Genomic DNA, 25,909 nt, shown 5'->3' on the forward strand with positions numbered 1-25,909 from the left:
TCTCCGTCAGTTTAACGGATCGGCGTCCTCGCCGCCTCCCCCGGTGATCGAGGCGATGACACCGGCGAGGTCCTCGGGCTTGACCAGGACCTCGCGGGCCTTCGATCCCTCGCTGGGGCCGACGATGCCGCGCGTCTCCATCAGGTCCATCAACCGGCCTGCCTTGGCGAATCCGACGCGCAGCTTCCGCTGGAGCATCGACGTCGAACCGAACTGGCTCGACACCACGAGCTCGATGGCCTGCAGCAGATCGTCGAGATCGTTGCCGATGTCGGCGTCGATGTCCTTCTTCTCGCCGGCCTTGGCCGTCGTGACGCCTTCGGTGTAGTCCGGTTCGGACTGCTCGCGGGTGAACTCGACGACGGCCGAGATCTCCTCGTCGGTGATGAACGCGCCCTGCATGCGGATCGGCTTGTTCGCACCCATCGGGAGGAACAGACCGTCGCCCATGCCGATCAGCTTCTCCGCCCCCGGCTGGTCGAGGATCACCCGGGAATCGGTCAGCGAACTGGTGGCGAAGGCCAGTCGGCTCGGGACGTTCGTCTTGATCAGGCCGGTGACCACGTCCACCGACGGTCGCTGCGTGGCGAGGACCAGGTGGATGCCCGCGGCACGCGCCTTCTGCGTGATGCGGACGATCGCCTCCTCCACGTCACGCGGCGCCGTCATCATCAGATCGGCGAGCTCGTCGACGATCGCGACGATGTACGGGTACGGCTTGTACACCCGCTCCGATCCGAGCGGAGTGGTGATCTCACCCGATCGGACCTTGGCGTTGAAGTCATTGATGTGCCGCACCCGGGACGCCTTCATGTCCTGGTAGCGCTGCTCCATCTCCTCCACCAGCCAGGCGAGCGCGGCCGCCGCCTTCTTCGGCTCGGTGATGATCGGTGTGATCAGATGCGGAATGCCCTCGTACGGCGTGAGTTCCACCATCTTCGGATCGATGAGGATCATCCGCACCTCTTCGGGTGTGGCGCGGGTCAGCAGCGACACGAGCATCGAGTTCACGAAGCTCGACTTGCCCGAACCGGTGGAACCCGCCACCAGCAGATGCGGCATCTTCGCGAGGTTGGCGCTCACGAAGTCGCCCTCGATGTCTTTGCCGAGACCGATGACGAGCGGATGATTCTCCTTGCGCGTCGTCGGCGCCGCGAGGACGTCCGAGAGGCGCACCATCTCACGGTCGGAGTTCGGCACCTCGATGCCGACCGCCGACTTGCCCGGGATCGGCGCCAGCAGACGCACGTTGTCGGTGGCGACGGCGTAGGCGATATTGCGCTGCAACTGGGTGATCTTCTCGACCTTGACGGCCGGGCCCAGCTCCACCTCGTACCGCGTCACCGTCGGACCCCGGGTGTATCCGGTGACCGCGGCATCGACCTTGAACTGCTCGAGCACACTGTTGATGCGGTCGATCATCTCGTCGTTGGCAGAGGTCCCCAGCTTGGCGGGCTCGCCCTGCACCAGCAGGTCGGCCGGCGGCAGGAGATATCCCGATTCGGGGTCCTGATCGAGGAACGAACCGCCCGACGGCGCTGCGGGAGGAGCGGTCGTGACCGGCTTGCGAGCGGTCGCCGGTGCGGGAGCCGGCCGGCGGCGCGGGCGCGCCGCGGGAGTCGGCTCGTACGACTCGTGGTCGTCGGCGTCGAAGGCATCGCTGTCGAGAGCACCGGAGTCGAGAGCGCCGCCGTCCAGACCGTCGTCGCCGAGGACATCGCTGAGGTCGCCCAGCGGCGCGGTCGGATTGTCGTCGACGGGAACGTCGAAGGAAGGCTCCCCCGCCCCGGACCGGCGTGCGGACGCCGGCAGCGGCGCGTCGATCAACGGCTCGGTCAGCAGATCGGCCATGTGCGAGTCGCGGTCCTGCCCGGCGGTCCTGCGCCTGCGCGGCGACGCACCGCCGGAGCGGGGACGGCGCCGCGTATCGGGCGGGTAGTTCCGGTACGGGTCGCCGTAGTCGATCGCCGCGTCCGGATCGGCACGGCGCTCGTCCGCCGCATCCGGCTTCGGCTCGTCGCCGTAGTCGTCCGGTCCGTACTCGTCGTACTCGTCGTCGGGCCCGTAGTCGTCGGGCCCGTAGTCGTCGTACTCGTAGTCGTACTCCGCCCCCAGGCCCAGGTAGTCCGACGTGGCGGCGACCACCTCGCCCAGTGTCCGTCCGCTGAGGGCGAGCACGCCGAAGGCGGCCAGAAGCAGGAACAGGGGGACGGTGACCCAGACCGTGACCGCGTTCGTCAGCGGCGAACCCAGTACGTAGCCGACGAAGCCCGCCGATCGGGCGCGGGCGTCGTAGCCGGTCGGTGCGCCGTGCATCAGGTGCGTGAGGGCGAGCACCGGAACTGCGATCAGCAACGTCCCCGCGACATTGCGCAGACGACGCTCCGGGTTGGCCGGAAACCGCATCACCAGCACCGCGACGGCGACCAGGAACACGGGGACGCCGTAGGCGAGCGCGCCGAAACCCGCCCGGACGAGCGTGTCGACGAATGCCCCGACCGGCCCCAGTGCGGTGAACCAGACGCCGAGCGCGACCAGCGCTGCGGCGAGTGTGAGAGCCAGACCCGCGCTGTCGCGTCCCTGCGACGGCGCCTCGTCCCGGTGAGCACCGATGCGTGCGACGCCGCCCAGACCGCGTGCGGCGAGGTTCCAGGTCGCCGCTGCGGCCCGGCCCATCCCCCGCGCCACCGACGACCGTTCCGCCGGCCGGCGCTTGAGATCCTGCGAGTGCGCCGGGCGGCGCGCGGTTCCGGCCCGGTCTGCGGGCGGCTTGCGCGCACCGCCGCGGCCGCCCTGTCCGGACTTGGGCCGTGCCGTCGCCGTGGCCCGAGTCCCCCCACGTGAGGCGCCGCTGCGCGACCGGCCGCCGGCCGACGACTTCGGCTTCCCCGAAGTCTCGGATGAGCGGCTGCGCGTTGATGCATTGGAAGCCATGGCCTCCAGCCTAATGCCCGCCAATCACATCAGTCACACTGGCAACACCGCAGAGATCACGGTCGTGTCGATTTCGTGACCGGTTCACAACGTCCGGTGGGCACTGCGCAGGCTCGCTATCGCTGCCGGAGAACCGGAGAACTCCACGTCGACCGGTGCACGGCCGAACGCGAAGAGCAGCAGTTCCCCGACCGAGCCGGACACTCCCACCGGCTGGCCGCGGCCCACGCTCATCACCTCCCGACCGTCCCCGGTGCGCAGGGTGGCCCGCACGGGAGAGCCCGCCATGATCCGGCGTCCCACCGTCCGCAGCGGAAGCTCTAGAGCCCGCTCGAGATCCGGCGACACCTGCCGCGGCAGGAACGGACCGGCCGGATCGGCGCCCCCGCGCAGCACGTCCTCGTGATGAACGAACATCTCGGCGAGGTTGAGGAAGCGGTCGGCCACCCGGAACGGCGAGTACCAGGGCGGCCCGTCCGACAACATGGCCAGCAGCTCGTCCCAGGGCTTGTCGGCGTAGCTGTCGGCGACGGCAGCGGTGTGTCCGGCCAGCGGGCCGATGAAGATGCCCGCTGTCGCATCGAGCCTGCGTTCCCGCAGGATCAGGTGGATCGCGAGATCACGGTTGTCCCAGCCCGCACACAGCGTGGGGGCGTCGGGCCCCGTCCGGCGCATCGTCTCGACGAGCGCCGCCCGCTCGGATCGGGCGAGATTCACCGCCGCTCCCCCACCGCGATGACGGTCGGGACGATCATCGGCCGGCGCCGGTACTTCTCAGCCACCCATCGACCCACCGCGCGCCGCACGCCCTGAGCGATCCGGTGTGTGTCGGTGACCCCTTCGTTGGCCAGTTCGACGAGCGCCTTGTTCACCAGTTCGGCGGCGTCGTTCAGGGCGCCGGGATCGTCGGAGAAGCCGCGGCCGGACACCGTCGGCTTGCTCACCGCGGCACCCGTCGACGCGTCCACCGCCACCGAGATGGAGATGAAGCCGCCTTCGCCGAGCACGAGGCGGTCCGAGAGCGTCGATTCCCCGACGTCGCCGACCGAGAGTCCGTCGACGTAGACGTATCCGACCGGCACGCGGCCGGTGATCCTGGCGCGTCCGTCCACCAGGTCGACGACCACTCCGTCCTCGGCGAGGACGATCCGGTCGGCGGGAACCCCTGTGGCCTCGGCGAGCGCGGCATTGGCGCGCAGGTGGCGCCATTCACCGTGCACGGGCATGGCATTCGACGGGCGCACCGCGTTGTAGAGGTACAGCAACTCGCCCGCGGAGGCATGGCCGGAGACGTGGACCTTGGCGCTGGCCTGGGTCACCACGGTGGCGCCGCGCTTGGCGAGACCGTTCACCACGGCGAACACGGAGTTCTCGTTGCCCGGGATCAGCGACGACGCGAGGACCACGAGGTCGTCGGCGCGGATGTTGATCTGGCGGTGCTCACCGCGAGCCATGCGCGAGAGGGCCGAGAGCGGCTCTCCCTGCGAGCCGGTGGAGATGAGCACCAGCCGGTGGTCGGGCAGGGTGGCCGCGGTGTCCATGTCCACCACCACGCCGTCCGGCACCGTGAGGTAACCGAGGTCTTGCGCGATCTGCATGTTCCGGACCATCGACCGGCCGACGAAGGTCACGCGCCGACCGTGCCGGTGTGCCACGTCGACGATCTGCTGGATCCGGTGGACGTGGCTCGCGAAGGAGGCGACGATCACGCGCTGGCGGGCCTTGCCGATGACGGTGTCGAGGACGCCGCCGATCTCACGCTCGGGGGTGACGAAACCGGGGACCTCGGCGTTGGTCGAGTCCACCAGGAACAGGTCGACGCCCTCGTCGCCGAGTCTGCTGAAGCCGGCCAGGTCGGTGAGACGGTTGTCCAGCGGCAGCTGATCGAGCTTGATGTCGCCCGTGTGCAGGACCAGACCGGCCGGTGTACGGATCGCGACGGCGAGCGCGTCGGGGATCGAGTGGTTCACCGCGAAGTACTCGCAGTCGAATCCGCCGTGCGAGAGGCGATCGCCCTCGGCCACCTGGACCAGCTTCGGCCGCAGGCGGTGTTCGCGGCACTTGGCCGCGACCAGTGCGAGCGTGAACCGGGAACCGACGATCGGGATGTCGCCGCGGAGCTTGAGCAGGAAGGGCACTGCGCCGATGTGGTCTTCGTGGCCGTGCGTCAGGACCACTGCTTCGATGTCCTCGACGCGGTCTTCGATGTAGCCGAAGTCGGGCAGGATCAGGTCGACGCCGGGCTGCTGGTCCTCGGGGAAGAGCACGCCGCAGTCCACGACGAGCAGCTTGCCGTCGTACTCGAAGACGGTCATGTTGCGGCCGATCTCACCGATGCCGCCGAGCGCGACGACGCGGAGTCCGCCCTTGGGCAGCTTCGGCGGGGCGGGCAGCCGGTCGATGACGTCGCCCGTGACGCTCGATCCGGTGGCCGCGGCCACCTGCGGAGGCAGTTTCGCGGCGCCTGAATCGGCCGCCCGCGCCTTGTTCGGGTGGTCGGCGGGCGGGCCCGCCTTGCGTGAGGCCCGCCGACGACCGCCGCCCTTGCGGCCGCCCCCGTCGGCGTTGCCGTTACCGCTGTTGTCGCCGGCGGTGTTGTTGCTGTTGTCGGCCATCAGGAGATCACCTCGGCTGCGCGCAGATCCGTGATGAGTGCTTCGATCTGGGCGGGTTCGGCCGCGACCTGCGGCAACCGCGGATCCCCCACTTCCAGACCGGTGATGCGCAGGGCCGTCTTGACCATGCACACTCCGCCGAGCCGACCCATCGCGTCGACCAGCGGTGCCATCGAGTCGGCGAGCCGGCGCGCCTGCGCGAGGTCGCCGGCGAGCACGGCGGCCCGCAGATCGCGGAGCCGGCCCGGCACGAGATGGCCGATGACGCTGACGAAACCGGTGGCGCCGATCGACAGCCACGGCAGGTTCAGTGCGTCCTCCCCGGACAGGTACTCCAGGTCGGTGGCCGCCAGGATCTTCGACGCCGCATGCAGATCGCCCTTGGCGTCTTTGACGGCTTTGATGTTGGGGTGCTCGGCGAGGCGCAGGATGGTCTCGGTCTCGATCGGGATCACCGACCGCGGCGGGATGTCGTACAGCATCACCGGCAGACTCGACGCGTCGGCGATGGTGCGGAAGTGTGCTAGGACACCCGACTGGGGCGGCTTGCTGTAATACGGGGTGACGATCAGCACGCCGTCCGCGCCGATCTCCTCCGCTTCGCGGACGCGCCGCGCCGACTCGGCGGTGTCGTAGCTGCCGGCCCCGTGGACGACCTTCGCGCGGTCGCCGACCGCGTCGAGCGCGACCCGCAGAAGGTCGTTCTTCTCCTGCACCGTGGTGGTCGGCGACTCACCGGTGGTGCCGTTCACGACGATGGCGTCACAGCCCCCGTCGACCAGGTGAGCGGCCAGCTCCGCGGCTTTGTCGAGATCGACCTTCCCCTCCCGAGTGAAGGGGGTCACCATTGCCACCGAAACCGTCCCGAACGGGTGTTCCGCAATTCCTGCGTCAGCCGAGTTCATGCCGCTCAGGCTACCGTCTGACGGGCCGATCGCCGCGCTCAGCCCTCGAATACGAAGGGCGAGGTCGCGACTTCGGTTCCGTCGGCGAGTTCGCCGATTTCGAAGTCCCCGAACGCCGTCGGTGCCACCTCGCGGAGCCGGCGCAGGCATTCCACGGCCAGCTGGCGGATCTCGACGTCCGCGTGCTCGGTCGCCCGCATTCCGATGAAGTGGCGCCAGGCCCGGTAGTTGCCGGTCACGACGATCCGCGTCTCCGTCGCATTCGGCAGCACCGAGCGGGCCGCCTGTCGGGCCTGCTTGTGCCGCAGGATCGCATTCGGGACGTCGGCGAACTTGGCCTCGAGCTCGGCCAGGAGGTCGGCATAGGCGCGCCGCGCCGCGTCGGTCGCTTCGACGAACAACTCCTCGAGGCGCTCGTCACCGCGGATCGCCGGCGGCGCGACCACGTTGGAATCGTGTTCGGGGACGAAGCGCTGCGAGAGCTGCGAGTAGGAGAAGTGGCGATGACGGATCAGCTCGTGCGTGCACGACCGGGAGATCCCGGTGATGTAGAAGGTGCACGTGGCGTGTTCGAACAACGACGTGTGGCCCACCTCCAGGACGTGACGCAGATAGCCGGCGTTGGTGGCGGTGCGCGGATTCGGCTTGTGCCAGCTCTCGTAGCAGGCGCGACCGGCGAACTCGATGAGGGCCTCACCACCGTCGGCGTCGGTATCCCAGTCCACCTCCGGCGGCATGAACTGCGTTGCCGCGACCAGCTGGACCTTCAGCGGCACTAATTCGGACACGTCGCAACTCCTCGGCACTGCAGCGGCTCATGACGGGCTCTGCGGGTCATGGCACCCGGACAGCCTCGAGCCTCGATTGTCTCGCATCCGGTTCGTCCTGCGGCATCCGGGCCGGTGGTGCATCATCGGTCCAGTGAGCTCTTCGATCCGCCGCCGTCGCCTCGCGGCCCTCGCCCTGTCCGCCGCCCTGTCCGTCACCGCCCTGTCCGTCACCGTGGTCGTTCCGACGGCCTCCTCTCCGGCCCTGGCCGCACCTGCCGCCGCATCACCGGTGGCCACGGCCGCCGTCACGAACTCGGCGATCACGCCCGGACGGGAGATCGGGCTGGAGGGGACGATCAACACCAGGACGCTCGAGGGCTATCGCGCCGCCGACGGTCGGCATGTCAACGGACTCGTGCTGCGGAGCGACAATCTCTCGCGGCTCACCGCATCCGACATCTCAGCGCTGCGCGCCCGCGGTCTGGCGACGGTGATCGATCTGCGGACCGGTATCGAGCGGGCAGTCCAACCCGACCGTCGCGTGCCCGGCACGCGCCAGGTGAGTGCGGACGTCCTCGGACAGGTGTCGCCGCTGAGTCTGATCGACGTCGCGTCGGCGTATCCGGAATTCGTCACCGACGCCAACGCGCGCGCTCAGCTCCGCACGGCCGTCCTCGAGATCGCGAAGACGGCGAAGACCGGCCGGACCACGCTTTTCCACTGTTCGGCGGGCAAGGACCGCACCGGCTGGGTGGCGGCCGTCCTGCTGACCGTCCTCGGTGTCGACCGCGCGACGATCGAGGCGGACTATCTCGCCTCCAACCACTATCGGCGTGCATCGGCCACCGACCCGATCAACGGCGTGGACATCTCGATGCTGAACTCGGCCTTCGCGGCCGCTGATCGCGTCTACGGCTCGATGGACGGCTACCTCCGCAAGGGGCTGCGCCTGACGGATGAGGACGTCGACTCGCTCCGGAGCAGCCTGCTGAGCTGAGGCCCCGGTGGCCGGCGCGGCGCGTCAGCCGCGGACGATGGCGCCCAGCTTCGCGTAGGTGTCCTGCCAGCCGTGGACGGCGACCGCGTCGATGCCGAGTTCAGCCACCGGACGGTCGTTGCCGCCCTCGTCGAGACGGTCGCCGAAGAACAGGATGTCGTCGGTGCCCAGGCCGAGGATCTCCATCAGACGGCGCGCCCCGTAGGCCTTGTCGATCCCCTTCGCCGTGATGTCGACCGACGTCGATCCGCCGCTGCGGACCTCGAGGTCGGGCAGCCGCTCGGCGGCGTACGCACGCAGCGACTCCTTCTTGCGCCCGTCCGGATCCCACGCCGCCTTCGCGTCGACCGGCGCGGACTGGCCGAGCGCGGAGAAGGTGACCTGACTGCCGCGGTCCTCCAGGATCGGGCCCCAGGTCTTCTCCTCCCAGAGCCCGAGCTCACGTGCGCCGGCCTCCACCACCCGCATGGCCTCGGCCTTCTGGTGGTCGGAGAGGTCCTCGGCGTACACCGTCTCCCAATCCCGGCCGGACCACCGGACGTAGCGGGTGCCGTTGGTGGGCATCAGGTGCAGGTTGCCGCGGTCCGCGAAGTCGCCGAGCCGGTCGAGGACCTGCGACTGGAATTGCCCGTACTGACCGCCGGAGATGATGCAGCCCATGCTTCCGGCGAGCAGTTCCCGGAACAGCCCGACCATCTCGTCGCTCATCGCGGTCTTCGACGGCGCCAGGGTGTCGTCGAGATCGAACATGACGAGTCGGTAGGTCTTGCCGTTGTGCGTGACGGACACGTGTCCACCCTTCCGTTAAGTGTGCGCGCAGAAGTGTAGCCGGGCGCCGGTCCCGGGCCGGTGCGGGTCAGTCCCCGGCGATGACCCAGTCGAAGGCCTGCGCCTTGGACCGCGCTCCCTGCGCGGCCTTCGACCGCGACCGTTCACCGAGTTCGGCGAGCAGCCGTTCACCCGCACGGACGAGGTCCGCGAGCACGGCCGGCGTCAGGTATCCGGGGCGAGTGGCGAAGAGGAGGTCCTCACTCGCGGTGTTGCCGCTGGCGCCGGGAGCGAACGGGCAGCCGCCGAGTCCGCCGAGCGCACCGTCCACCAGTCGGGCGCCGCCGTCGGCGGCGGCCAGCGAGTTCGCGACGCCCATCCCCCAGGTGTCGTGTCCGTGGAAGACGAGCCTGCGTTCGCCCGCGCCGACGGTCGCGAACAGGTCGCGCACCTGATCGGGGTGGGCCTGGCCGAGCGTGTCGGCGAGCACCACGTCGTCGGCGTCCGCCGTGCGCGGGTCGGCGACGATGCCGCGGACACGATCCGGGTCCACCGGACCGTCGAACGGGCAGGTGAACGCGGTGGCCAGACAGAGTTGGATGCGGCCGCCCGCCTCCTTGGCCGCCGCGACGGCTCGCGGCATGGCGGCGATGCTGTCCTCGGCGGACCGGCCGATGTTCGCCTTGTTGTGCGCGTCCGACACCGACAGGCAGTACTGAAAGTTCCGGACGCCCGCCGCGGCGGCCTTCTCGACGTGTCTCGGGGTGGCGACCCACACCCAGCAGCGGTCGAGTTCGTCCGGCGTCAGTTGCGCGACGATGTCGAGGGTGCCCGCCATCGGCGGAACCAGATCGGGTCGCGCCATCGAACCGATCTCGAGTTCGGGCACACCCGCCGCCAACAGGGTGCGTGCCAGTGCCACGCGGACTTCGACGTCGAGCACCTTGCCGGTGAGCTGCAGTCCGTCACGCAGGGTCACGTCCCGGAGGGCGACCTGCGAATAGTCCGTGGCTCCGGAGGCCGACTGCGCGCTCATCGCCGTCCTCCCAGAAAACGCGCGCGGATCTCGTCGGTGTGCTCACCCAGGTCGGGGCCGACCGAGCGGATCGGCAGCGAGGTCTCGCCGAGTACCGGGACGATGCCCGGGAACGCGACCCGGCGCGGCTCGGGGCCGCCGGCGTCGACGTCGAACTCCTGAATCATGTTCCGTGCGCGGTACTGCTCGTCCGCGACGATGTCGGCGGCGGTGTAGATCGGGCCCGCGGGGACGGCCGCGTCGTCGAGCACGGCGAGCACCTCGTCGCGCGACCTCGCGCCGGTCCACTCCCCGATCGCCGCGTCGATCTCGTCGCGCCGCCGCCACCGGCCGTCGTTGGTGGCCAGATCGGGGTCGTCGGCGAGATCGTCGCGGCCGATCGCTCTCATGTAGCGGGGGAAGATCGCATCCGCGTTGCCCGAGATGACGACGGAACTGCCGTCCCGGCAGAGATAGCCGTTCGACGGTGCGATGCCCTCCATGCGTCCGCCGGTCCGTTCTCGCTTCACCCCGTACGCCCCGAGGTCGGGCACCAGCGACTCCATCATCGAGAAGATCGCCTCGTTCAGGGCGACGTCGACGATCCGATCGGCCAACGGCAGTCCGGGCTCACCGTCGCCGCCGCGGTTCTCGTCGCGCCTGCGCAGACGCTCGTAGAGCGCCATCACGGCGCCGAAGGCTCCGTAGAGTCCAGCGATCGAATCCCCGATCGAGACCCCGACGCGCACCGGCGGCCGATCGGGGTCGCCGACCAGTTCGCGGAACCCGCCGTAGGCTTCGGCGACCGCCGCGAAGCCCGGCCTTTCCGAATAGGGGCCGGTCTGACCGAACGCGGAGATGCGGACGAAGATCAGGTCCGGGTTCGCCTCGCTGAGCGCCTCGGGGCCCAGCCCCCATCGCTCCAGAGTCCCGGGACGGAAGTTCTCGAGAACCACATCGCAGTGCGCGGCAAGGCTTTTGACGTCCTCGCGCCCCTGTTCGGTCTTGAGGTCGAGCACCACGGACTTCTTGTTCCGATTGATCGTCCGGAACAGCATCGACGTCTCGCCGTCGTACAGGCGCCAGTTGCGGAGTTCGTCGCCGGTCTCACGTTCGATCTTGATGACCTCGGCGCCGAAGTCGGCCAGCATGCGCCCGGCGGTCGGCGCCGCGATGTAGTTGCCGAGCTCGAGCACCCGGACCCCGTCGAGCGGCAGCCTCCGCTGGTGTTGTGGAGAGTTCACGCCTGCCAGCCTATTAGCCGGGGGCGGCTTCGGATCGCAAGGCGGGACCGAGGTCGCCGCGTCCGGTGACCTCCACCCGGTCGAGGCCGCGCCAGTCGGCCAGCGCCGCCAGGTCGACGGCCAGCGACCGCGCGACCCGCGCGGTGTCGGCGCCCGGCTCCGCGTGTGCCGAGAGCACCCGGAGGACTCCCGCGGCGCGGTCGGCTTTGAGGTCGACGCGAGCCGTCAGTTCCTCGTCCATAAGATACGGCAGCACGTAGTATCCGTGCACCCGTTTGTGTTCGGGTACGTAGATCTCGATCCGGTAGCGGAAGCCGAAGAGCCGCTCGGTGCGCGGGCGGTAGAACACCAGCGGATCGAAGGGCGACAGCAGCGTCGAATGCGGTACTCGGCGCGGCAGCCGCGCGTCGCGGTGCAGATAGGCCGGCTCGCTCCAGCCGTCGACCCGCACCTGCGCCACCACTCCGGCGTCGACGAGGTCGCCCAGCACATCGCGGACCTCGGCGGTCCGCAAGCGGTAGTAGTCGGCCAGGTCGGCCGCCGTCGCGACCCCGTGCGCGGCCGCGGCGCGGGACACCAGCTCGCGGTGCGCATCTCGCCGGCCGACCGTGACACCGACGCGCTCGGCGCCGACGATGCGCTCGGCGAGGTCGTAGTGCCGGTGGAAGTGCGGGCTCCGCACGGCCGACAGCGAGCCGGCGGCGAACATCGCCTCGCACAGATGCTTCACCTCACCGCGCATCCACCAGGAGCCGCGCTCGGCCGGAGCCCGCGTGATGCCGAGCGCGTCCTCGATCTCGCGCGGGGTCATCGCACCTTGATCGGTGATCACGGCGAGCACGTCGGCCGCACGGGACCTGTTGCGCTGCAGCACCTCTCGCGTATGGCGGTAGCGGCCGTCGCGGTACTCGTCCATCCGCCAGCCGAACAGCGGCCAGTCGTCGACCGGAACCAGGGCCGCTTCGTGTGCCCAGTACTCGGCGAGCAGCCGCGGGCTCCGCGCCCTCGGGCGCCAGGCCGCGCCGTCGAGAAGCCCGTCACGATACGCTCCGAGCCGGCTGAACGCGGGGAGGTAGTGCGCTCGCGCGAGGACGTTCACCGAGTCGAGCTGAAGCAGCCGTGTGCGGCTCAGCACTCGTCGCAGATGTCTACGGGTCGGCTCGCCCGCCGGCGGCGGATCCGCGAATCCCTGCGCCGCAAGGGCGATGCGGCGGGCCTGCGCCACCGAGAGTTCGGCGCGCATCGCCGTCATCAGTGTACGGCGTCGAGGGTGATGTACACCGCGGTGCCCTCGTCCGTGGACTTCGCGACAGCCGTGCCGGTGCGGTCGACGCCCTCGAGCCGGATCCCGATCGGCGCCGGTCCGGGATCGAAGTTGCGCCACCAGTTCTTCTTGTCCGGCATCGCGACGCCGACGATCACCTCGTCGGCGCCGCGGCGGCGGTATGCGACCGGCAGCGAGAACTGCTTCCCACTCCGCCGGCCGGTGTAGGTGATCTCGGTCATCGATCTCGACAGCATCCCACCGACCACGGGCGCCCTCAGAATCGGGGCCACCAGCCTGTTGACACCGTGCGCGACTCGCTGAAACGTGTTCATCTCGACGAGCCTATCCGCGCCGCGCCCGCGCGTCAGCCGGCGGCGTTGATGCGGACCATGTTCCCGGCGGGGTCGCGGAACGCACAGTCCCGCGGCCCCCACGGCTGATCGATCGGCTCCTGGAGCACTTCGGCTCCGGACGCGGAGACCTTCTCGAAGATCGCATCGAGATCGTCGGAGCGGAACACGATCGGCGGCATCATGCCCTTGGCGACGAGACGGTGGATCGCCTCGGCGTCCTCGGGCGAGCGGCCGCCTCCGGGCTGCGACAGCACCACCTCGACCGACGGCTGATCGGGCAGGCGCAGGGTGACCCAGTGGTGGTCGCCGTTGGCGACGTCGCGCGTCACCTCCAGACCGAGGGCGTCGCGGTAGAAGCCGAGTGCGGCGTCGATGTCGTCGACGGTGATGGGACAGTAGGTCAGTTCGATGTTCGTCATGCGGACAACGCTAGAGGTCCCGCCGTCGCCGTGCTTCTCGAAAACTGCTCGGTTCCCACGGCCGTGCTCCTCGGGGCGTCAGCCGAACGGCATCGGACGCGCGAGGATCTTGGTCATACACGACGGCAGCCCCTCGAGAGGCTCGTGCGAGCGCGCCCGGTAGGCGCTGGGCGTCTCCCCCGTCAGGCGCCGGAACGTGGAACTGAACGAGCCGAGCGAGGTGAACCCGACCTCGACGCACGCATCGGTGACGCTCATACCGGACCGGAGCAGCGCCATCGCCCGTTCCACCCGCCTCGTGACCAGGTAGCCGTACGGGGTCTCGCCGTACGCGATCTTGAACTCCCGGCTGAAATGCGCCGTGGACATCAGCGCCCGGCGCGCCATCGTCGGCACGTCGAGGGGTTCGGCGTATTCGCGATCCATCAGGTCCCGAGCGCGACGGAGGTGGGCGAGCGTCTCCGGAGACTGCGGGGTGGACGGACCGGGCATGTCAGCGCACCCTCCCGGCGATGACCGTCACCGGCCATCGCACGACGCGGCGGTCGTCGCCCCAGCGCGGCGCGAGGTCGGCGGCGAGTGCGTCGACGAGCCCGCCGGCATCGGCCTCGCCGGCGCGGCGGACCGCGGACCAGGTGCCGAGGTAGCCGACGAACTCCTCGAGCGTCCACGATCGTTCGATGGTGACCGCCGGTGTGTCGAGACGCTCGAACGGGAACTCCAGCTCGGCGTAGCCGTTGTCGACGTGCCGGCGCTCGGACGGCCAGTAGGGTCCGATCTCCTCGCGGTAGAACGTCCCGAACCGGTCCGCCAGATCGTCGTCGAGCACGAGGACCCCGTATGTGATCAAGGCCAGCACTGCGTCGTCGACCGCGATCCGGCGCACCTCGCCGTAGAACGCGCTCAGATCGAACCAGTGCGCGGCCTGCGCGGCCGTGACCAGGTCCGCGGTGTGGTCTTCGACTGCGAGGTGCTCGGCCGCACAGACGCGGTAGTCGATGTTGCCCGCGGTCACCGCGTGAGCTATCTGCTCGCCCGCCGGATCGAGTCCGACGACGCCGGTGAAGCGCTCGGCCAGCAGCGCGGTGAGCTGGCCGGTTCCGCAGCCGACGTCGACCGCGCGGCGAGTGTCCGGCGCCGCCGAGGCGAGGGCGTCGACCAGTGCGACCGGGTACGTCGGCCGATAGCGGGCGTAGTCGTCACCGCCCGCGCTGAACCACCTCACCGTCGCCGGTAGTCGATGAACCGGTACAGCGTGCCGGTCGACGAGTACAGCCACTCGCCGACGGTCACCGACTCCCATCGGTCGGGATCCACGACGGGTGCGAAGGCGTCGGCGCCGTCCACCAGCACGTCGATCTCGGTGACCCGCAGGTGTGTGGCCCGGTCGATGGCCGCGGCGTAGATCTCCCCGCCGCCGATCACCGCGGCCGCCTCGCCCGCCGCGTCCAGCGCCGCCTCGAGGCCGGCGACGATCTCGGCACCGTCGGCGCGGTAGTCGCGCGCCCGCGTGATCACGATGTTGCGCCGCCCGGGCAGCGGACGCACCGCGGTCGGCAACGACTCCCAGGTCTTGCGACCCATGATCACGGTCGAGCCGCCGGTGATCTCCTTGAAGCGCCGCATGTCCTCCGGGACGCGCCACGGGATCACGCCGGCGCGGCCGATGGCTCCCGCGCGGTCCTGCGCCCACACCAGGGTGATTGTCATGTCCGCTCCGTTCCCGAGGAGGGTGTCACCGGCTCAGACCGCGACCGGCGCTTTGATCGCCGGATGCGACCGGTATCCCACGACCTCGAAGTCGTCGTACTGGTAGTCGAAGATCGAGTCGGCCCTGCGCAACTTGAGCGTCGGATACGGCAGCGGTTCGCGCGAGAGCTGCTCGCGCACCTGGTCGACGTGGTTGTCGTAGATGTGGCAGTCGCCGCCGGTCCACACGAACTCGCCGACCTCCAGCTCGGCCTGCTGCGCCATCATGTGCGTGAGCAGGGCGTAGGACGCGATGTTGAACGGAACGCCGAGGAACAGGTCGGCGCTGCGCTGGTACAGCTGGCAGCTCAGCCGCCCGTCGGCGACGTAGAACTGGAAGAACGCGTGGCACGGCGGCAGCGCCATCTGCGGAATCTCTCCGACGTTCCACGCGGATACGATGTTGCGCCGCGAGTCGGGGTCGGTGGTCAGCGTCTCCAGCGCCAGGGCGATCTGGTCGACGTGCTCACCCGACGGCGTGGGCCAGTTGCGCCACTGCACGCCGTAGACCGGGCCGAGCTCCCCGTCCGGCGACGCCCACTCGTCCCAGATGCTCACCCCGTGCTCCTGCAGCCACCGGACGTTCGAGTCGCCGCGCAGGAACCACAGGAGTTCGTAGATGATCGACTTGAGATGCACCTTCTTGGTGGTGATCAGAGGAAAGCCCTGCGCGAGGTCGAAGCGCATCTGGTGGCCGAACACGCTGCGTGTTCCGGTCCCGGTGCGGTCGGCCTTCGGGGTTCCGGTCTCCAGCACCAGTCTCAGCAGGTCCTCGTACGGGGTCGGGATCGGCGCGCTCACGCCGTCGAGTCTAGCGAGCGTTCGCCGGTCCCGGTCGCAGCGGCGAGATCGGCGGTTCCGGCTCACCCATCCACGGAGCCGTCTTCCGACTCTCCGACTGCGTATTCTTGATCCGAGAACTGGATGGCGCACAGAAGTGCAGCACGAGCAAGAGCCCGTCGGTCGTCCGTCGTCGATCGGCGAGCGACCGCCGACCAGAACTCGGCCTGCCGACTGAACGGACTTGATTCGACAACGTGTTCACGGACTACACCAGCAGCAAGGACACCGATCGTCGCCCCGTCGACCTGACTGCCCTCGGAGTGCAAGACCTGCTCCGGCTCGACGCCGCCATCATCGCTGAGCTACGTCGACGCGGCCTCGTACGCACCAGCAACAAGCCGCTCGGCGACGTCGCCGAGGCGGTGGTCCATGCCGCACGCGGCGGTGTGCTGGAGCCGAACAGTACCAGGTCCCACGACATCACAGCGCCGGGTGGGCAGCGCATCCAGGTCAAGGCGATGGGTGTGCGATCCGCAGGCACCGCAGCGAAGTTCAGCGCGTTCCGTTCGACTGACTTCACCACCGCCGTGTTCCTGGTGTTCGACCTCGACTTCCAGCTGATCGAAGCGCGTGAGGTCGACGCCGCCGACATCGAGCAGACCAAAGTGGTCGCCCACGTCAATGGGCGGCAGCCGACCCTGCGCTGGGTCCGTTCGGTCGGCACCGACGTGACCGCCGAGATGCAGGCAGCGTGGACTCGCATCAACGAGACGTCCACCTGACCGGACCGCCTCTGCACCCGCCGGGTCGACTACGCATCGAGCCCTGTCGGAGTCCGTTCTGGCAGGTCCTCGGCGTCTCTGCGCAGCCCCAGGTGAGCCTGCCGTTCACCGGCGTCAGCGGTGGGTCCGACAACCTCCATCACGCTTGTGTATGACTGTGCCTCACGCAGACCTTGGTGCTATCCCATGAGTCCGGCGGCGACCGTCGCCCCCAGATCCCAGCACGCCTCAAGCACCGCCTTGTCCGGCTTGTTCGCGGCGATGACGTACTCGGCGGACTTCTCCCAGCCGAGTCCGGCGGTGATGCGGTCGATCATGTTCTCCGCGCCTTCGGTCCCCTCGTTGCCGTGTAGGTACAGCCCGAACGGGCGACCCCGCGTCGAGTCGAGGATCTGGTAGTACGAACAATCGAAGGCGTGTTTGAGGGCACCTGAAATGGAGCCGAGATTCGCCGGGCTGCCGAGCACGTACCCGTCGGCGTCGAGGAAGTCGCTCGTGGATACCGACAGCGCCGCGCGGCGCACCACCTCGACCCCCTCGATCTCGGGATCGGTGGCGCCGGCGATCACCGCCTCGAACATCGCCTGGCAGTGCGGCGAGGGCGTGTGGTGAACGATCAGCAATCGAGCCATGACGCCATCATGCCCCCGATCGCGCGATCACGACCGCTGCTCGGCCTTCGCCGCCCGATACTGCTCCGCGGCGCGCCGCATCATCTCGCGCGCCCGCGAGCGGTCGCCCGCGTAGTCGTAGGCGCGAGCGATGCGATAGGTGCTCACCCAGTCGGACGGGTCGGCCTCCCATTCCACCTTGACCTGCTCGAAAAGTTCCAGGGCGGCGTTTTTCTCGATCCGCCCCGAGGGCCGCCGGGGCAGGTCGTCCACGTCGAGGTCGCGCCCCAGATCCTGCGCGGCCGCCACCATCCGCTGATGCTCGATCCCCGACCGCAGCGTCGACACCACCATCCAGACGCCGAGCAGCGGCAGCACGATCACACCGACGCCGAGCCCGATGCCGACGACACCGCCGTCGGAGATCAGGCCGATCGCGGTCCGGCTCAGCAGGACGAAGTACACGCAGAGCGCGACCACCAGGAAGGCGATGAGCGCGACGATCGGCCGGGCGTCGGCCTTCTTCTTCGCAGCCACCGACGACTACAGATCCATGAAGGTCTCGAGCCCCACCGTGAGCCCGGGACGGTCGACGATCTCGCGGACACCCAGCAGCACCCCGGGAACGAAGGAGTTCCGGTCGATGGAGTCGTGACGGATGGTGAGGGTCTCACCCTGGGTGCCGAAGAGCACCTCCTGGTGCGCGACCAGACCGGCCAGACGCACCGAATGCACGCGGACCCCGTCGACGTCGGCGCCGCGGGCACCCTCGAGTCCGGTCGACGTCGCGTCCGGACTCGCGCCGAGCCCGGCTTCCGCGCGCGCCGTCGCGATGAGCTGCGCGGTGCGCCCGGCGGTGCCGGACGGCGCGTCGGCCTTGTGCGGGTGGTGCAGTTCGATCACCTCCGCCGACTCGAAGAACCGCGCGGCCTGCTGCGCGAAGTGCATCGAGAGCACCGCACCGATCGCGAAGTTCGGAGCGATGAGCACGCCGACGCCGGGGTTCTGCTCCACCCAGCCGCGGACGGTGTCGAGCCGCTCGGCGGTGAAGCCGGTGGTGCCGACGACGGCGTGGATGCCGTTCTCGATGAGGAACTCGAGGTTGTCCATCACGACGTCCGGGTGCGTGAAATCGACGACGACGCGGGTCTGCGAGTCGACGAAAGCCGAGAGCGGATCGCCCTTGTCGACGCCCACGGTGAACACGGTCTCCGCCGACGCCTCGACGCCTTCGACGATCGCCTTGCCGACCTTGCCGTTACTGCCCAGCACACCCACGCGGATGCCGTTGCCCATGAGGGACCCTTTCGTCTCGTGAATCCACCCCAGTCTAGAAGGCGCCCGAACCCACCGCTCCGGCCGCTCGAGCCGTAACGTGCGCCAATCCCGAGCCATCTGTTGATCGTTCGATCAACAGCGGGCTAGGGTCACACCCGATCTGCGCTGAAGCACCAGTCACACGAGGAGTCCCATGAGTTCCGTCTCACGCCGAACCTTCCTGCAAGCCGCGGCCGTAGGGGCCACCGCGGCGACGGCGCTCGGCGCCGCATCGTTCGGCGAGACGGGACCGGCCTCCGCCGCGTCGGGTTATCTCGTCGGCGCGGGCAAGGGTGACATGACGGGAGCGATCGCCGGTCAGGGCATGATGGGCTACTCCGACATGGAACAGGTGGCGAAGGGACTGCTGCAGCGCACCTGGGCGCGGGCGTACATCATCGCCGACGCGGCCACCGGCAAGCGCGTCCTGTTCATCACCGCCGACATCGCGTGCGTCTTCGTCTCACACCATCAGACTTTGCTCGCCGAACTCGCGAAGCGGTACGGCACCACGTACACCGCGCAGAACGTCAACATCAACGCGACGCACAACCACAACTCCTGCGGCGGCACCGCATGGGATTACGCCTACGTCCTCGCCGCCAGGGGCCATCGGCACAATTCTTTCCGTGCCGAGATCGACGGGCTGCTCGACGCCGTCGCGGCCGCGCACGCCTCGCTGGGGCCGGGGACCGTCGAACTCGGGCACGCCGAACTCCACGACGCGAGCGCGAACCGGTCGATGCCGGCGTTCGAGCTCAATCCCGCCGCCGACCGCAAGCACTTCCCCGACGCCATCGACCCGCAGGTGACGGCCATCCGCCTGCGCCGCGGCGGAGCCGTCATCGGCGAGATCACCTGGTTCGCCACGCACGGCACTTCGCTCACCGACGCGAACTTCCTGATCAGTGCCGACAACAAGGGCTATGCCGCATACCTGGCCGAACAGCGCGACCCGAACGTCGTGAGCGCCCACGCGCAGACCAACGCGGGCGACATGAGCCCCAACCTGTGGCTGCGCAAGATGCATCCGGGCGGTCCGACCGCCGATCACCGGGCCAATCGCATCATCATCGGGCGCCGCCAGGATCAGGCCGCGCAGGCGGCCTTCCGTGCGGCGCGCCCGATGACCGCCGGCGGTGTCGACTCCGCCACCCGGTACGTCGACATGGCGAACGTCTCGATCGACGGCCGCTACACACCGCACGGCAAGGCGGCTCGCACCTCACCCGCCATGATGGGCGCCGCTGCGGCGGCCACCAGCCAGGAGGACAACACCCGCAGCCAACTGGGATTCCTCAACGAGGGCGTGCGGAACGAGTTCGCGATGGCGCTCGGCGCCGGTACGGCCCCGACGCCCGATCCGTGGATCGTCGACAACCAGGCGCCGAAGGCGATTCTGTTCCCGCTCGGCATCCTCCCGCCGCGGCCGTGGATCGAACAGACTCTTCCGGTGCAGTTGATCCGGATCGGCGACCTCGTGCTCGCCGCATTGCCGAGCGAGTCGACGATCGTCGCCGGCCTCCGAATCCGCCGGATCGTCGCCGACGCCCTCAAGGTCCCGCTGGAGAACGTCCTGCTGCAGGGCTACTCGAACGGCTACAGCCAGTACACCGTGACGCCGGAGGAGTACGTGGCCCAGCAGTACGAGGGCGGCGAGACGATGTTCGGCCGATGGACGCTGTGCGCCTACATGCAGGAGTTCGACGCCATGGCGCGGGCGATGGCCCGCGGAACCCGGCTGGCCGCCGGGCGCCGTCCGGCCGACACCTCGGGCCTGCAGCCGGATCTACTGGGCTCACAGCCCGCCGACACCCCGATACCCGGCCGCCGGTTCGGCCAGGTGATCTCGAAGGTGCCCGCCGCGGCGAAGCCCGGCACCACGCTCCGGGTGGCCTTCTGCGGCGCCTACCCGAGCAACCGGATCCGTCGTGGCGGATCGACCACCGGGTACTTCGCCGTCGAGAAGCTCACCGCCCGCGGCTGGACCGTCGCCTACGACGACGATCATGAGACCACCGAGATGACGTGGGAACGTCCCGGCGGCAGCCCGTCGGCGTCGAAGGTGACCGTCACGTGGCGTGTGCCGCGGGGCGCGGAGGGCGACTACCGGGTGCGGTACTACGGCGATGTGAAGAGCGCATCGGGAGCGCTCCGCCCGATCAGCGGCGCGACCGGCCGCATCAAAGTCGGCTGAGACAGCACGCGGATCCGTCGGCTCGCGGGCGAAGTCAGCTCTGAGCGAGATACAGCAGGATCGCGCGCACCCGGCGGTTGTCGGTCTCCGGGGGCAGGTCGAGTTTGAGGAAGATGTTGGCGACGTGTTTGGCGACCGCGGCGTCCGAGACCACCAGGGCGGCCGCGATCTCCGAGTTGCTCGCACCCCGCGCCATCAGTGCCAGCACCTGGGACTCCCGCGGGGAGAGCCGGTCGAGCGCGGCGGTGGCGAACAGCGCCGAGACGACCTCCGGGTCGACCACCACGCCGCCCGCGCACACCGTCTCGACCGCCCGGAGGAAGTCGGCGATCCGCCCCACACGCTCCTTGAGCAGGTAGCCGACCCGACCCCCGCCTTCGGTTCCGAGCAGTCGCCGCGCATAGGCCGCCGCCACGTACTGGGACAGGACCAGCACCGGCAGGTCGGGCCGGCGGCGACGCAGATCGAGCGCCGCCCGCAGGCCGTCGTCCCCGTCACCGGGCGGCATCCGTACGTCCGTGATCAGCAGGTCGATCGAATCCACGTCGATCTCGCGCAGCGCCGGGGCATCGGCGACGGTGCCGACCACCTGGTGCCCGGCGCCCTCGAGAATCCGCACGAGACCTTCGGTCAGCAGCACCGAGTCCTCCGCCACCACGATTCGCACGCTCACGCCTGTCAGTGTGGCCGACGGCCCGCCGGGCACGCCGACGGGGTCACCCGCGGACCGACCCGGACCAGCGAAGGACGGTCGGCCCGCCGACCGGGCTGACGACGGTGAGACTCGCCCCGATCGTCGCCGCCCGTTCCACCAGGCCCGCCAGCCCGCGTCCGGCTGCGGGCACCGCTCCCCCGCAGCCGTCGTCGGTCACGGTCATGCTGACGACGCCCGCCGCCTCGGCGAACTCGATCGTCACCGTCGACGCGCCGCCGTGCTTGGCCGCGTTCGTCACCGCTTCGCTGGCGGTGTAGAACAGTGCGCGCTCGGTCTCTCCCGGGAGCCGCCGGCCGGGTATCCATCCCGGACCCCGGATCACCCGGACCAGGACCGGTCCGCCGAGTTCGGCGCAGGCCGCCTCCACTCCGTGGTCGTCGAGCACCCGTGGATTGACGCCGCGCACCGTGTCGCGCAGTTCGGCCAGCGCCCGCTCCACACGCGCCTGAGCGGTCTCGATATGGGCCCGCGTGGCCGGATCGTCACTGTCCTGCGCGATCTCGCCGAGGTGCATCACCGCACCGACGAGGTGCTGCTGCGGACCGTCGTGCAGATCGCGCTCGATCCGTCGGCGCTCGGCCTCGAACGATCCGACGAGCGTTCCTCGCGACGACCGCAGGTCGGCCACCTGCGCCGCCAGTTCCTCTTCTCGCGGACCGAGCAGCCCGGCCGCGATGGACGCCACGATCGCGGCCGCCGCGCCGAACAGATACAGGGTGAGGATGAACAACGGCAGCGCGACCGGAACCACGCGCCAGGCCTCCTGCGGCGTCTCCAGCTGCCACGGCCCGATCGACATCTGACCGCCGGCCGCGACGACCAGCGGCGCCGCAGCGAATCCGCCGGTCAGCACGCAGGCGATCAGCAGACCGAGCGTCGCCAACGGAGCGAAGGCCGCCAGCGCCAGCGAGTACACCACCTCACGCCAGGTGACCGGCTCGGCGAGTCGGGCTCGCGCGCGGGCGCCGAACGATCCGGTCACCGCCGGATGCGGGTCGGCGATGGCCGCCATCCGGAGCATCCGGACCCGCTGCCGCTCGATGCGGCCCAAGAGGATCGACCAGGCGGGAGCGAACGGGAGCAGCACGATCACCACGTACGCCATGAACACCGTCCAGCCCAGTGCCAGCGAGATGATCGTGTACGCCACCGCGCGCCACGGGTAGGAGGAGAAGAGGAAGCGCAGCGGCGATCCCGAGAGCATTCGCCAGGGTGAGAGCCGATAGGCGTCGTCTGATGTCATGGCAAGAACGCTATCGATCGCCGTCGGTCCAGGGCACGGGAGCGGCCGCGAATCTTCGGGGTAGTGCCCGCACTACCCCCACTCCGGCGCGGACCGGATGCCTACCGCGACGAGCTCGGCCCGGGACGCATGACACGTCCCGGGCCGAGCTCGTCTAGATCGAACAGGTGCGGTCGCCGTCAGGCGTCGACCGCGACCTCGTCCTTCGCGGCTTCGGCCGCATCGGCGCCGTCGCGCACCGGAACGAGGCTGATCTTGCCGCGCTCGTCGATGTCGGCGATCTCGACCTGCAGCTTGTCGCCGACCTTGACCACGTCCTCGACCTTGCCGATCCGCTTGCCGTTGCCCAGCTTGCTGATGTGGACCAGTCCGTCGCGGCCGGGGAGCAGGGAGACGAAGGCGCCGAAGGCGGCCGTCTTGACGACGGTGCCCAGGAAGCGCTCGCCGACCTTCGGCAGCTGCGGGTTGGCGATGGCGTTGACCTTGTCGATCGCCGCCTGCGCGGACGGGCCGTCTGCGGCGCCGATGAACACGGTGCCGTCGTCCTCGATCGAGATGTTGGCGCCGGTCTCCTCGGTGATGCCGTTGATCGTCTTGCCCTTCGGGCCGATCAGCTCACCGATCTTGTCCATCGGGATCTTGATGGTGGTGATGCGCGGCGCGTACGGGCTCATCTCGTCCGGCTCGTCGATGGCCTCGGCCAGCACGTCGAGAATGGTGAGACGGGCCTGCTTGGCCTGGCTCAGCGCACCGGCCAGGACCTTGGAGGGGATGCCGTCGAGCTTCGTGTCGAGCTGCAGAGCCGTCACGAAGTCCTTGGTGCCCGCGACCTTGAAGTCCATGTCGCCGAACGCGTCCTCGGCTCCGAGGATGTCGGTCAGGGCGACGTAGCGGGTCTCGGTCTTGCCGTCGATGGTGACCTCGTCGGAGACGAGGCCCATCGCGATGCCTGCGACCGGCGCCTTCAGCGGAACGCCCGCGTTCAGCAGCGAGATGGTCGACGCACACACCGAGCCCATCGAGGTGGAGCCGTTGGAGCCGAGGGCCTCGGAGACCTGACGGATCGCGTACGGGAACTCCTCCACGCTCGGGAGCACCGGCACCAGGGCCCGCTCGGCGAGCGCACCGTGACCGATCTCGCGGCGCTTGGGCGAACCCACGCGGCCGGTCTCACCGGTCGAGTACGGCGGGAAGTTGTAGTGGTGCATGTACCGCTTGCTGGTCTCGGGGCCGAGCGAATCGATCTGCTGGGCCATCTTGACCATGTCCAGGGTGGTGATGCCCATGATCTGGGTCTCGCCACGCTCGAACAGCGCGCTGCCGTGTGCGCGCGGAACGACGCCGATCTCGGCGGACAACGCACGGATGTCGGTGATGCCGCGACCGTCGATGCGGAAGTGATCGGTGAGGATGCGCTGACGCACGAGTTTCTTGGTCAGCGACCGGTAGGCTGCGCCGAGCTCGCTCTCGCGGCCCTCGAAGCGCTCGCCGAGCGCCTCGAGCACGTCGCCCTTGAGTGCGTCGGTCGCGTTGTCGCGCTCCTGCTTGTCGGCGATCGCCATCGCCTCGCCGAGGCGGGTGGTGGCGAACTCGGCGACCGCCTCGTAGGCGTCGTCCTGGTAGGCCGGGAACAGCGGGAACTCGCGGGTCTCCTTCGCGGCGGCCGCGGCGAGCTGCTTCTGCGCCTCGCACAGGGTGGCGATGAACGGCTTGGCGGCCTCGAGGCCCTCGGCGACGACGGCCTCACTCGGCGCCTGGGCGCCGTCGGCGATCAGCGCGAGGACGTTGTCGGTGGCCTCGGCCTCGACCATCATGATCGCGACGTCGCCGCCGTCGATCAGGCGTCCCGCGACGACCATGTCGAAGACCGCGCCCTCGAGCTGCTCGACGGTGGGGAATGCGACCCACTGGCCGGCCTTGTTCTGCTCGGTCGGGATCAGCGCGACGCGCACGGCGCCCACCGGACCGGAGAACGGCAGACCCGAGATCTGCGTGGATGCGGACGCCGCGTTGATCGCGACCACGTCGTAGAGGTCCTTGGGGTCGAGCGACAGGACGGTCTCGACGATCTGGATCTCGTTGCGCAGGCCGTCGACGAACGACGGACGCAGCGGACGGTCGATGAGGCGGCAGGTGAGGATCGCGTCGGTCGACGGGCGGCCCTCGCGGCGGAAGAACGAGCCGGGGATGCGACCCGCGGCGTACATGCGCTCCTCGACGTCGACCGTGAGCGGGAAGAAGTCGAAGTGCTCCTTCGGCGACTTGGACGCGGTGGTCGTCGAGAGGATCATCGTGCCCTCGTCGAGGTACGCGGTCACCGAACCCGCGGCCTGCAGAGCCAGGCGGCCGGTCTCGAAGCGGATCGTGCGCTTGCCGAACGTTCCGTTGTCGATGACGGCGGAGACTTCGGTGATCGAATCATCGAAGTCGGCGTTGACGTCAGTCAAGAGTGTTTACCTTTCGTGGCGGCCGCGACGACACCACGACGGCGCCTGCGGCCTGTATTCAGCGGTCGGTTCGCGCAAGGCGCGGCGAACCGACAGACGATGGGCGCGAGTCTCGCGCCGGAAGTGGACGGCGCACCTGCGCCGTGAGCAGACGGCCTTCGATCGAAGCGGCCGGAATCGCTTGGGGATTCCGGCGGCCACTACCGAGGACCGATCCGACGATCACTACCGAACTGCCGCCAAGCGGCCTTCGTCCGCTACCAGCCTAACATTCTCCCTGCTGGGACGGCGGCTGTCGTCTGCGGCGACCGTCGGGCGTGTCCGCGGCGTCCTCGCCGACGAATCCCGATGCCGCCGTGCCCGACAGACAGCTGTGGCCGCCGTTCCGCGTGGGAACGACGGCCACAGAAGCAATCAGGGGGCGTCAGCGACGCAGACCCAGGCGCTCGATCAGCGAGCGGTAGCGGTTGATGTCGACGCTCGCGACGTACTTGAGCAGGCGGCGACGGCGACCGACGAGCAGCAGCAGACCACGACGGCTGTGGTGGTCGTGCTTGTGGAACTTGAGGTGCTCGGTCAGATCCGTGATGCGCTTGGTCAGCAGTGCGACCTGCGCCTCCGGCGAACCGGTGTCGGTCTCGTGCAGACCGTACTCGCTGAGGATGGCCTTCTTCTCTTCGGCGGTCAGAGCCATGAGAGATCTCCTTGATTTTTCAGTTCCGTGCTCCAGGCCCTGCAACCAGCAGGGGGTGCGCCGCCACGGACCGCAGCTGACACC

At 69.4% G+C, this 25,909-nt stretch carries 25 protein-coding genes; 3 read left to right on the forward strand and 22 right to left on the reverse strand.

What is annotated here, in order from left to right; translation table 11 throughout:
* Positions 1-6: 6 nt before the first annotated feature.
* From ACE11G_RS10185 to thyX, 5 genes are all read right to left on the reverse strand, one after another.
* Complete coding sequence (locus ACE11G_RS10185) at positions 7-2,676, reverse strand: DNA translocase FtsK (protein ID WP_006896252.1); 2,670 nt, start codon at positions 2,674-2,676, stop codon at positions 7-9.
* A gap of 342 nt (positions 2,677-3,018) precedes the next feature.
* Positions 3,019-3,651: a TIGR03085 family metal-binding protein gene (locus ACE11G_RS10190; RefSeq protein ID WP_006896250.1), complete on the reverse strand. Its 633-nt coding sequence runs from the start codon at positions 3,649-3,651 to the stop codon at positions 3,019-3,021.
* Positions 3,648-5,549 carry a ribonuclease J gene (locus tag ACE11G_RS10195; protein ID WP_006896249.1) on the reverse strand — a complete coding sequence of 634 codons (1,902 nt, stop codon included), beginning with the start codon at positions 5,547-5,549 and terminating at the stop codon, positions 3,648-3,650. The genes ACE11G_RS10190 and ACE11G_RS10195 overlap by 4 nt, the downstream gene beginning before the upstream one ends.
* Positions 5,549-6,454, reverse strand: a complete 906-nt coding sequence (gene dapA / locus ACE11G_RS10200; protein WP_006896248.1) for a 4-hydroxy-tetrahydrodipicolinate synthase — start codon at positions 6,452-6,454, stop codon at positions 5,549-5,551. The genes ACE11G_RS10195 and dapA overlap by 1 nt, the downstream gene beginning before the upstream one ends.
* A gap of 38 nt (positions 6,455-6,492) precedes the next feature.
* Positions 6,493-7,242 carry an FAD-dependent thymidylate synthase gene (gene thyX / locus ACE11G_RS10205; RefSeq protein WP_006896247.1) on the reverse strand — a complete coding sequence of 250 codons (750 nt, stop codon included), beginning with the start codon at positions 7,240-7,242 and terminating at the stop codon, positions 6,493-6,495.
* 133 nt (positions 7,243-7,375) lie between these two features.
* Between thyX and ACE11G_RS10210 the strand changes: the two genes are divergently transcribed.
* A complete protein-coding gene (locus ACE11G_RS10210) occupies positions 7,376-8,221 on the forward strand; it encodes a tyrosine-protein phosphatase (protein ID WP_006896246.1) in 846 nt (281 codons plus the stop codon).
* 24 nt (positions 8,222-8,245) lie between these two features.
* Here ACE11G_RS10210 and ACE11G_RS10215 read toward each other — a convergent pair whose 3' ends face one another.
* From ACE11G_RS10215 to ACE11G_RS10260, 10 genes are all read right to left on the reverse strand, one after another.
* Positions 8,246-9,010, reverse strand: a complete 765-nt coding sequence (locus ACE11G_RS10215) for an HAD-IIB family hydrolase (protein ID WP_045540388.1) — start codon at positions 9,008-9,010, stop codon at positions 8,246-8,248.
* A 67-nt stretch (positions 9,011-9,077) separates the two neighbouring features.
* Entirely contained in the window at positions 9,078-10,025 is a 948-nt protein-coding gene (locus tag ACE11G_RS10220) for a hydroxymethylglutaryl-CoA lyase (protein ID WP_006896244.1), read from the reverse strand.
* Entirely contained in the window at positions 10,022-11,248 is a 1,227-nt protein-coding gene (locus ACE11G_RS10225) for a CaiB/BaiF CoA-transferase family protein (RefSeq protein ID WP_006896243.1), read from the reverse strand. The genes ACE11G_RS10220 and ACE11G_RS10225 overlap by 4 nt, the downstream gene beginning before the upstream one ends.
* Before the next feature lie 13 nt (positions 11,249-11,261).
* Positions 11,262-12,491, reverse strand: coding sequence for a winged helix-turn-helix domain-containing protein (locus ACE11G_RS10230; RefSeq protein ID WP_006896242.1), 1,230 nt, complete (start codon positions 12,489-12,491; stop codon positions 11,262-11,264).
* Positions 12,492-12,499: 8 nt separating this feature from the next.
* Positions 12,500-12,847, reverse strand: a complete 348-nt coding sequence (locus ACE11G_RS10235) for a nitroreductase/quinone reductase family protein (RefSeq protein ID WP_006896241.1) — start codon at positions 12,845-12,847, stop codon at positions 12,500-12,502.
* A gap of 32 nt (positions 12,848-12,879) precedes the next feature.
* Entirely contained in the window at positions 12,880-13,287 is a 408-nt protein-coding gene (locus ACE11G_RS10240) for a VOC family protein (protein ID WP_006896240.1), read from the reverse strand.
* 78 nt (positions 13,288-13,365) lie between these two features.
* Entirely contained in the window at positions 13,366-13,779 is a 414-nt protein-coding gene (locus ACE11G_RS10245) for a helix-turn-helix domain-containing protein (protein ID WP_006896239.1), read from the reverse strand.
* 1 nt (position 13,780) lies between these two features.
* Complete coding sequence (locus ACE11G_RS10250) at positions 13,781-14,512, reverse strand: class I SAM-dependent methyltransferase (protein WP_006896238.1); 732 nt, start codon at positions 14,510-14,512, stop codon at positions 13,781-13,783.
* On the reverse strand, positions 14,509-14,997 hold the full coding sequence (locus ACE11G_RS10255; RefSeq protein ID WP_006896237.1) for a dihydrofolate reductase: 489 nt from the start codon (positions 14,995-14,997) through the stop codon (positions 14,509-14,511). The genes ACE11G_RS10250 and ACE11G_RS10255 overlap by 4 nt, the downstream gene beginning before the upstream one ends.
* A 33-nt stretch (positions 14,998-15,030) precedes the next feature.
* On the reverse strand, positions 15,031-15,837 hold the full coding sequence (locus ACE11G_RS10260; protein ID WP_006896236.1) for a thymidylate synthase: 807 nt from the start codon (positions 15,835-15,837) through the stop codon (positions 15,031-15,033).
* Between the two features lie 236 nt (positions 15,838-16,073).
* On the opposite strand from ACE11G_RS10260, the gene ACE11G_RS10265 reads away from it, so the two are divergent.
* Complete coding sequence (locus ACE11G_RS10265; RefSeq protein ID WP_006896235.1) at positions 16,074-16,601, forward strand: hypothetical protein; 528 nt, start codon at positions 16,074-16,076, stop codon at positions 16,599-16,601.
* A gap of 179 nt (positions 16,602-16,780) precedes the next feature.
* Here ACE11G_RS10265 and ACE11G_RS10270 read toward each other — a convergent pair whose 3' ends face one another.
* The 3 genes from ACE11G_RS10270 to dapB are packed head-to-tail and all read right to left on the reverse strand — an operon-like array spanning position 16,781 to position 18,508.
* Complete coding sequence (locus ACE11G_RS10270; RefSeq protein WP_006896234.1) at positions 16,781-17,233, reverse strand: flavodoxin family protein; 453 nt, start codon at positions 17,231-17,233, stop codon at positions 16,781-16,783.
* Between the two features lie 27 nt (positions 17,234-17,260).
* Positions 17,261-17,749 (reverse strand): hypothetical protein, encoded by a 489-nt coding sequence (locus ACE11G_RS10275; protein ID WP_006896233.1) that lies wholly within the window; start codon positions 17,747-17,749, stop codon positions 17,261-17,263.
* Between the two features lie 6 nt (positions 17,750-17,755).
* The gene (dapB, locus tag ACE11G_RS10280) at positions 17,756-18,508 is read right to left on the reverse strand and encodes a 4-hydroxy-tetrahydrodipicolinate reductase (RefSeq protein WP_006896232.1); all 753 of its coding nucleotides are present in this window, start codon (positions 18,506-18,508) and stop codon (positions 17,756-17,758) included.
* A 175-nt stretch (positions 18,509-18,683) separates the two neighbouring features.
* On the opposite strand from dapB, the gene ACE11G_RS10285 reads away from it, so the two are divergent.
* Complete coding sequence (locus ACE11G_RS10285) at positions 18,684-20,726, forward strand: neutral/alkaline non-lysosomal ceramidase N-terminal domain-containing protein (protein ID WP_006896231.1); 2,043 nt, start codon at positions 18,684-18,686, stop codon at positions 20,724-20,726.
* A gap of 34 nt (positions 20,727-20,760) precedes the next feature.
* Here ACE11G_RS10285 and ACE11G_RS10290 read toward each other — a convergent pair whose 3' ends face one another.
* The 4 genes from ACE11G_RS10290 to rpsO all read right to left on the reverse strand — a co-directional run bounded on the left by ACE11G_RS10290 (position 20,761) and on the right by rpsO (position 25,825).
* The gene (locus ACE11G_RS10290) at positions 20,761-21,399 is read right to left on the reverse strand and encodes a response regulator transcription factor (protein ID WP_039867346.1); all 639 of its coding nucleotides are present in this window, start codon (positions 21,397-21,399) and stop codon (positions 20,761-20,763) included.
* Between the two features lie 43 nt (positions 21,400-21,442).
* On the reverse strand, positions 21,443-22,684 hold the full coding sequence (locus ACE11G_RS10295) for a histidine kinase (RefSeq protein ID WP_006896229.1): 1,242 nt from the start codon (positions 22,682-22,684) through the stop codon (positions 21,443-21,445).
* A 179-nt stretch (positions 22,685-22,863) separates the two neighbouring features.
* Positions 22,864-25,131: a polyribonucleotide nucleotidyltransferase gene (locus ACE11G_RS10300; protein WP_062366823.1), complete on the reverse strand. Its 2,268-nt coding sequence runs from the start codon at positions 25,129-25,131 to the stop codon at positions 22,864-22,866.
* A gap of 424 nt (positions 25,132-25,555) precedes the next feature.
* Positions 25,556-25,825, reverse strand: coding sequence for a 30S ribosomal protein S15 (gene rpsO, locus ACE11G_RS10305; protein ID WP_006896227.1), 270 nt, complete (start codon positions 25,823-25,825; stop codon positions 25,556-25,558).
* Positions 25,826-25,909 lie beyond the last annotated feature (84 nt).

The organism is Gordonia sp. PS3 (assembly GCF_041950545.1).
In the GTDB taxonomy this organism is placed as follows: domain Bacteria; phylum Actinomycetota; class Actinomycetes; order Mycobacteriales; family Mycobacteriaceae; genus Gordonia; species Gordonia sihwensis.

What these genes read in the sequence shown, in the direction of transcription:
- ACE11G_RS10185 (WP_006896252.1), bottom strand. Translation starts at nt 2,676, where the DNA reads ATGGGCCGGGCCGCAGCGGCGACCTGGAACCTCGCCGCACGCGGTCTG.
- ACE11G_RS10240 (WP_006896240.1), bottom strand. Translation starts at nt 13,287, where the DNA reads ATGACGAACATCGAACTGACCTACTGTCCCATCACCGTCGACGACATC.
- ACE11G_RS10195 (WP_006896249.1), bottom strand. Translation starts at nt 5,549, where the DNA reads ATGGCCGACAACAGCAACAACACCGCCGGCGACAACAGCGGTAACGGC.
- ACE11G_RS10235 (WP_006896241.1), bottom strand. Translation starts at nt 12,847, where the DNA reads ATGAACACGTTTCAGCGAGTCGCGCACGGTGTCAACAGGCTGGTGGCC.
- ACE11G_RS10255 (WP_006896237.1), bottom strand. Translation starts at nt 14,997, where the DNA reads ATGACAATCACCCTGGTGTGGGCGCAGGACCGCGCGGGAGCCATCGGC.
- dapA (WP_006896248.1), bottom strand. Translation starts at nt 6,454, where the DNA reads ATGAACTCGGCTGACGCAGGAATTGCGGAACACCCGTTCGGGACGGTT.
- ACE11G_RS10295 (WP_006896229.1), bottom strand. Translation starts at nt 22,684, where the DNA reads ATGACATCAGACGACGCCTATCGGCTCTCACCCTGGCGAATGCTCTCG.
- ACE11G_RS10270 (WP_006896234.1), bottom strand. Translation starts at nt 17,233, where the DNA reads ATGGCTCGATTGCTGATCGTTCACCACACGCCCTCGCCGCACTGCCAG.
- rpsO (WP_006896227.1), bottom strand. Translation starts at nt 25,825, where the DNA reads ATGGCTCTGACCGCCGAAGAGAAGAAGGCCATCCTCAGCGAGTACGGT.
- ACE11G_RS10285 (WP_006896231.1), top strand. Translation starts at nt 18,684, where the DNA reads ATGAGTTCCGTCTCACGCCGAACCTTCCTGCAAGCCGCGGCCGTAGGG.
- dapB (WP_006896232.1), bottom strand. Translation starts at nt 18,508, where the DNA reads ATGGGCAACGGCATCCGCGTGGGTGTGCTGGGCAGTAACGGCAAGGTC.
- ACE11G_RS10220 (WP_006896244.1), bottom strand. Translation starts at nt 10,025, where the DNA reads ATGAGCGCGCAGTCGGCCTCCGGAGCCACGGACTATTCGCAGGTCGCC.
- ACE11G_RS10230 (WP_006896242.1), bottom strand. Translation starts at nt 12,491, where the DNA reads ATGCGCGCCGAACTCTCGGTGGCGCAGGCCCGCCGCATCGCCCTTGCG.
- ACE11G_RS10245 (WP_006896239.1), bottom strand. Translation starts at nt 13,779, where the DNA reads ATGCCCGGTCCGTCCACCCCGCAGTCTCCGGAGACGCTCGCCCACCTC.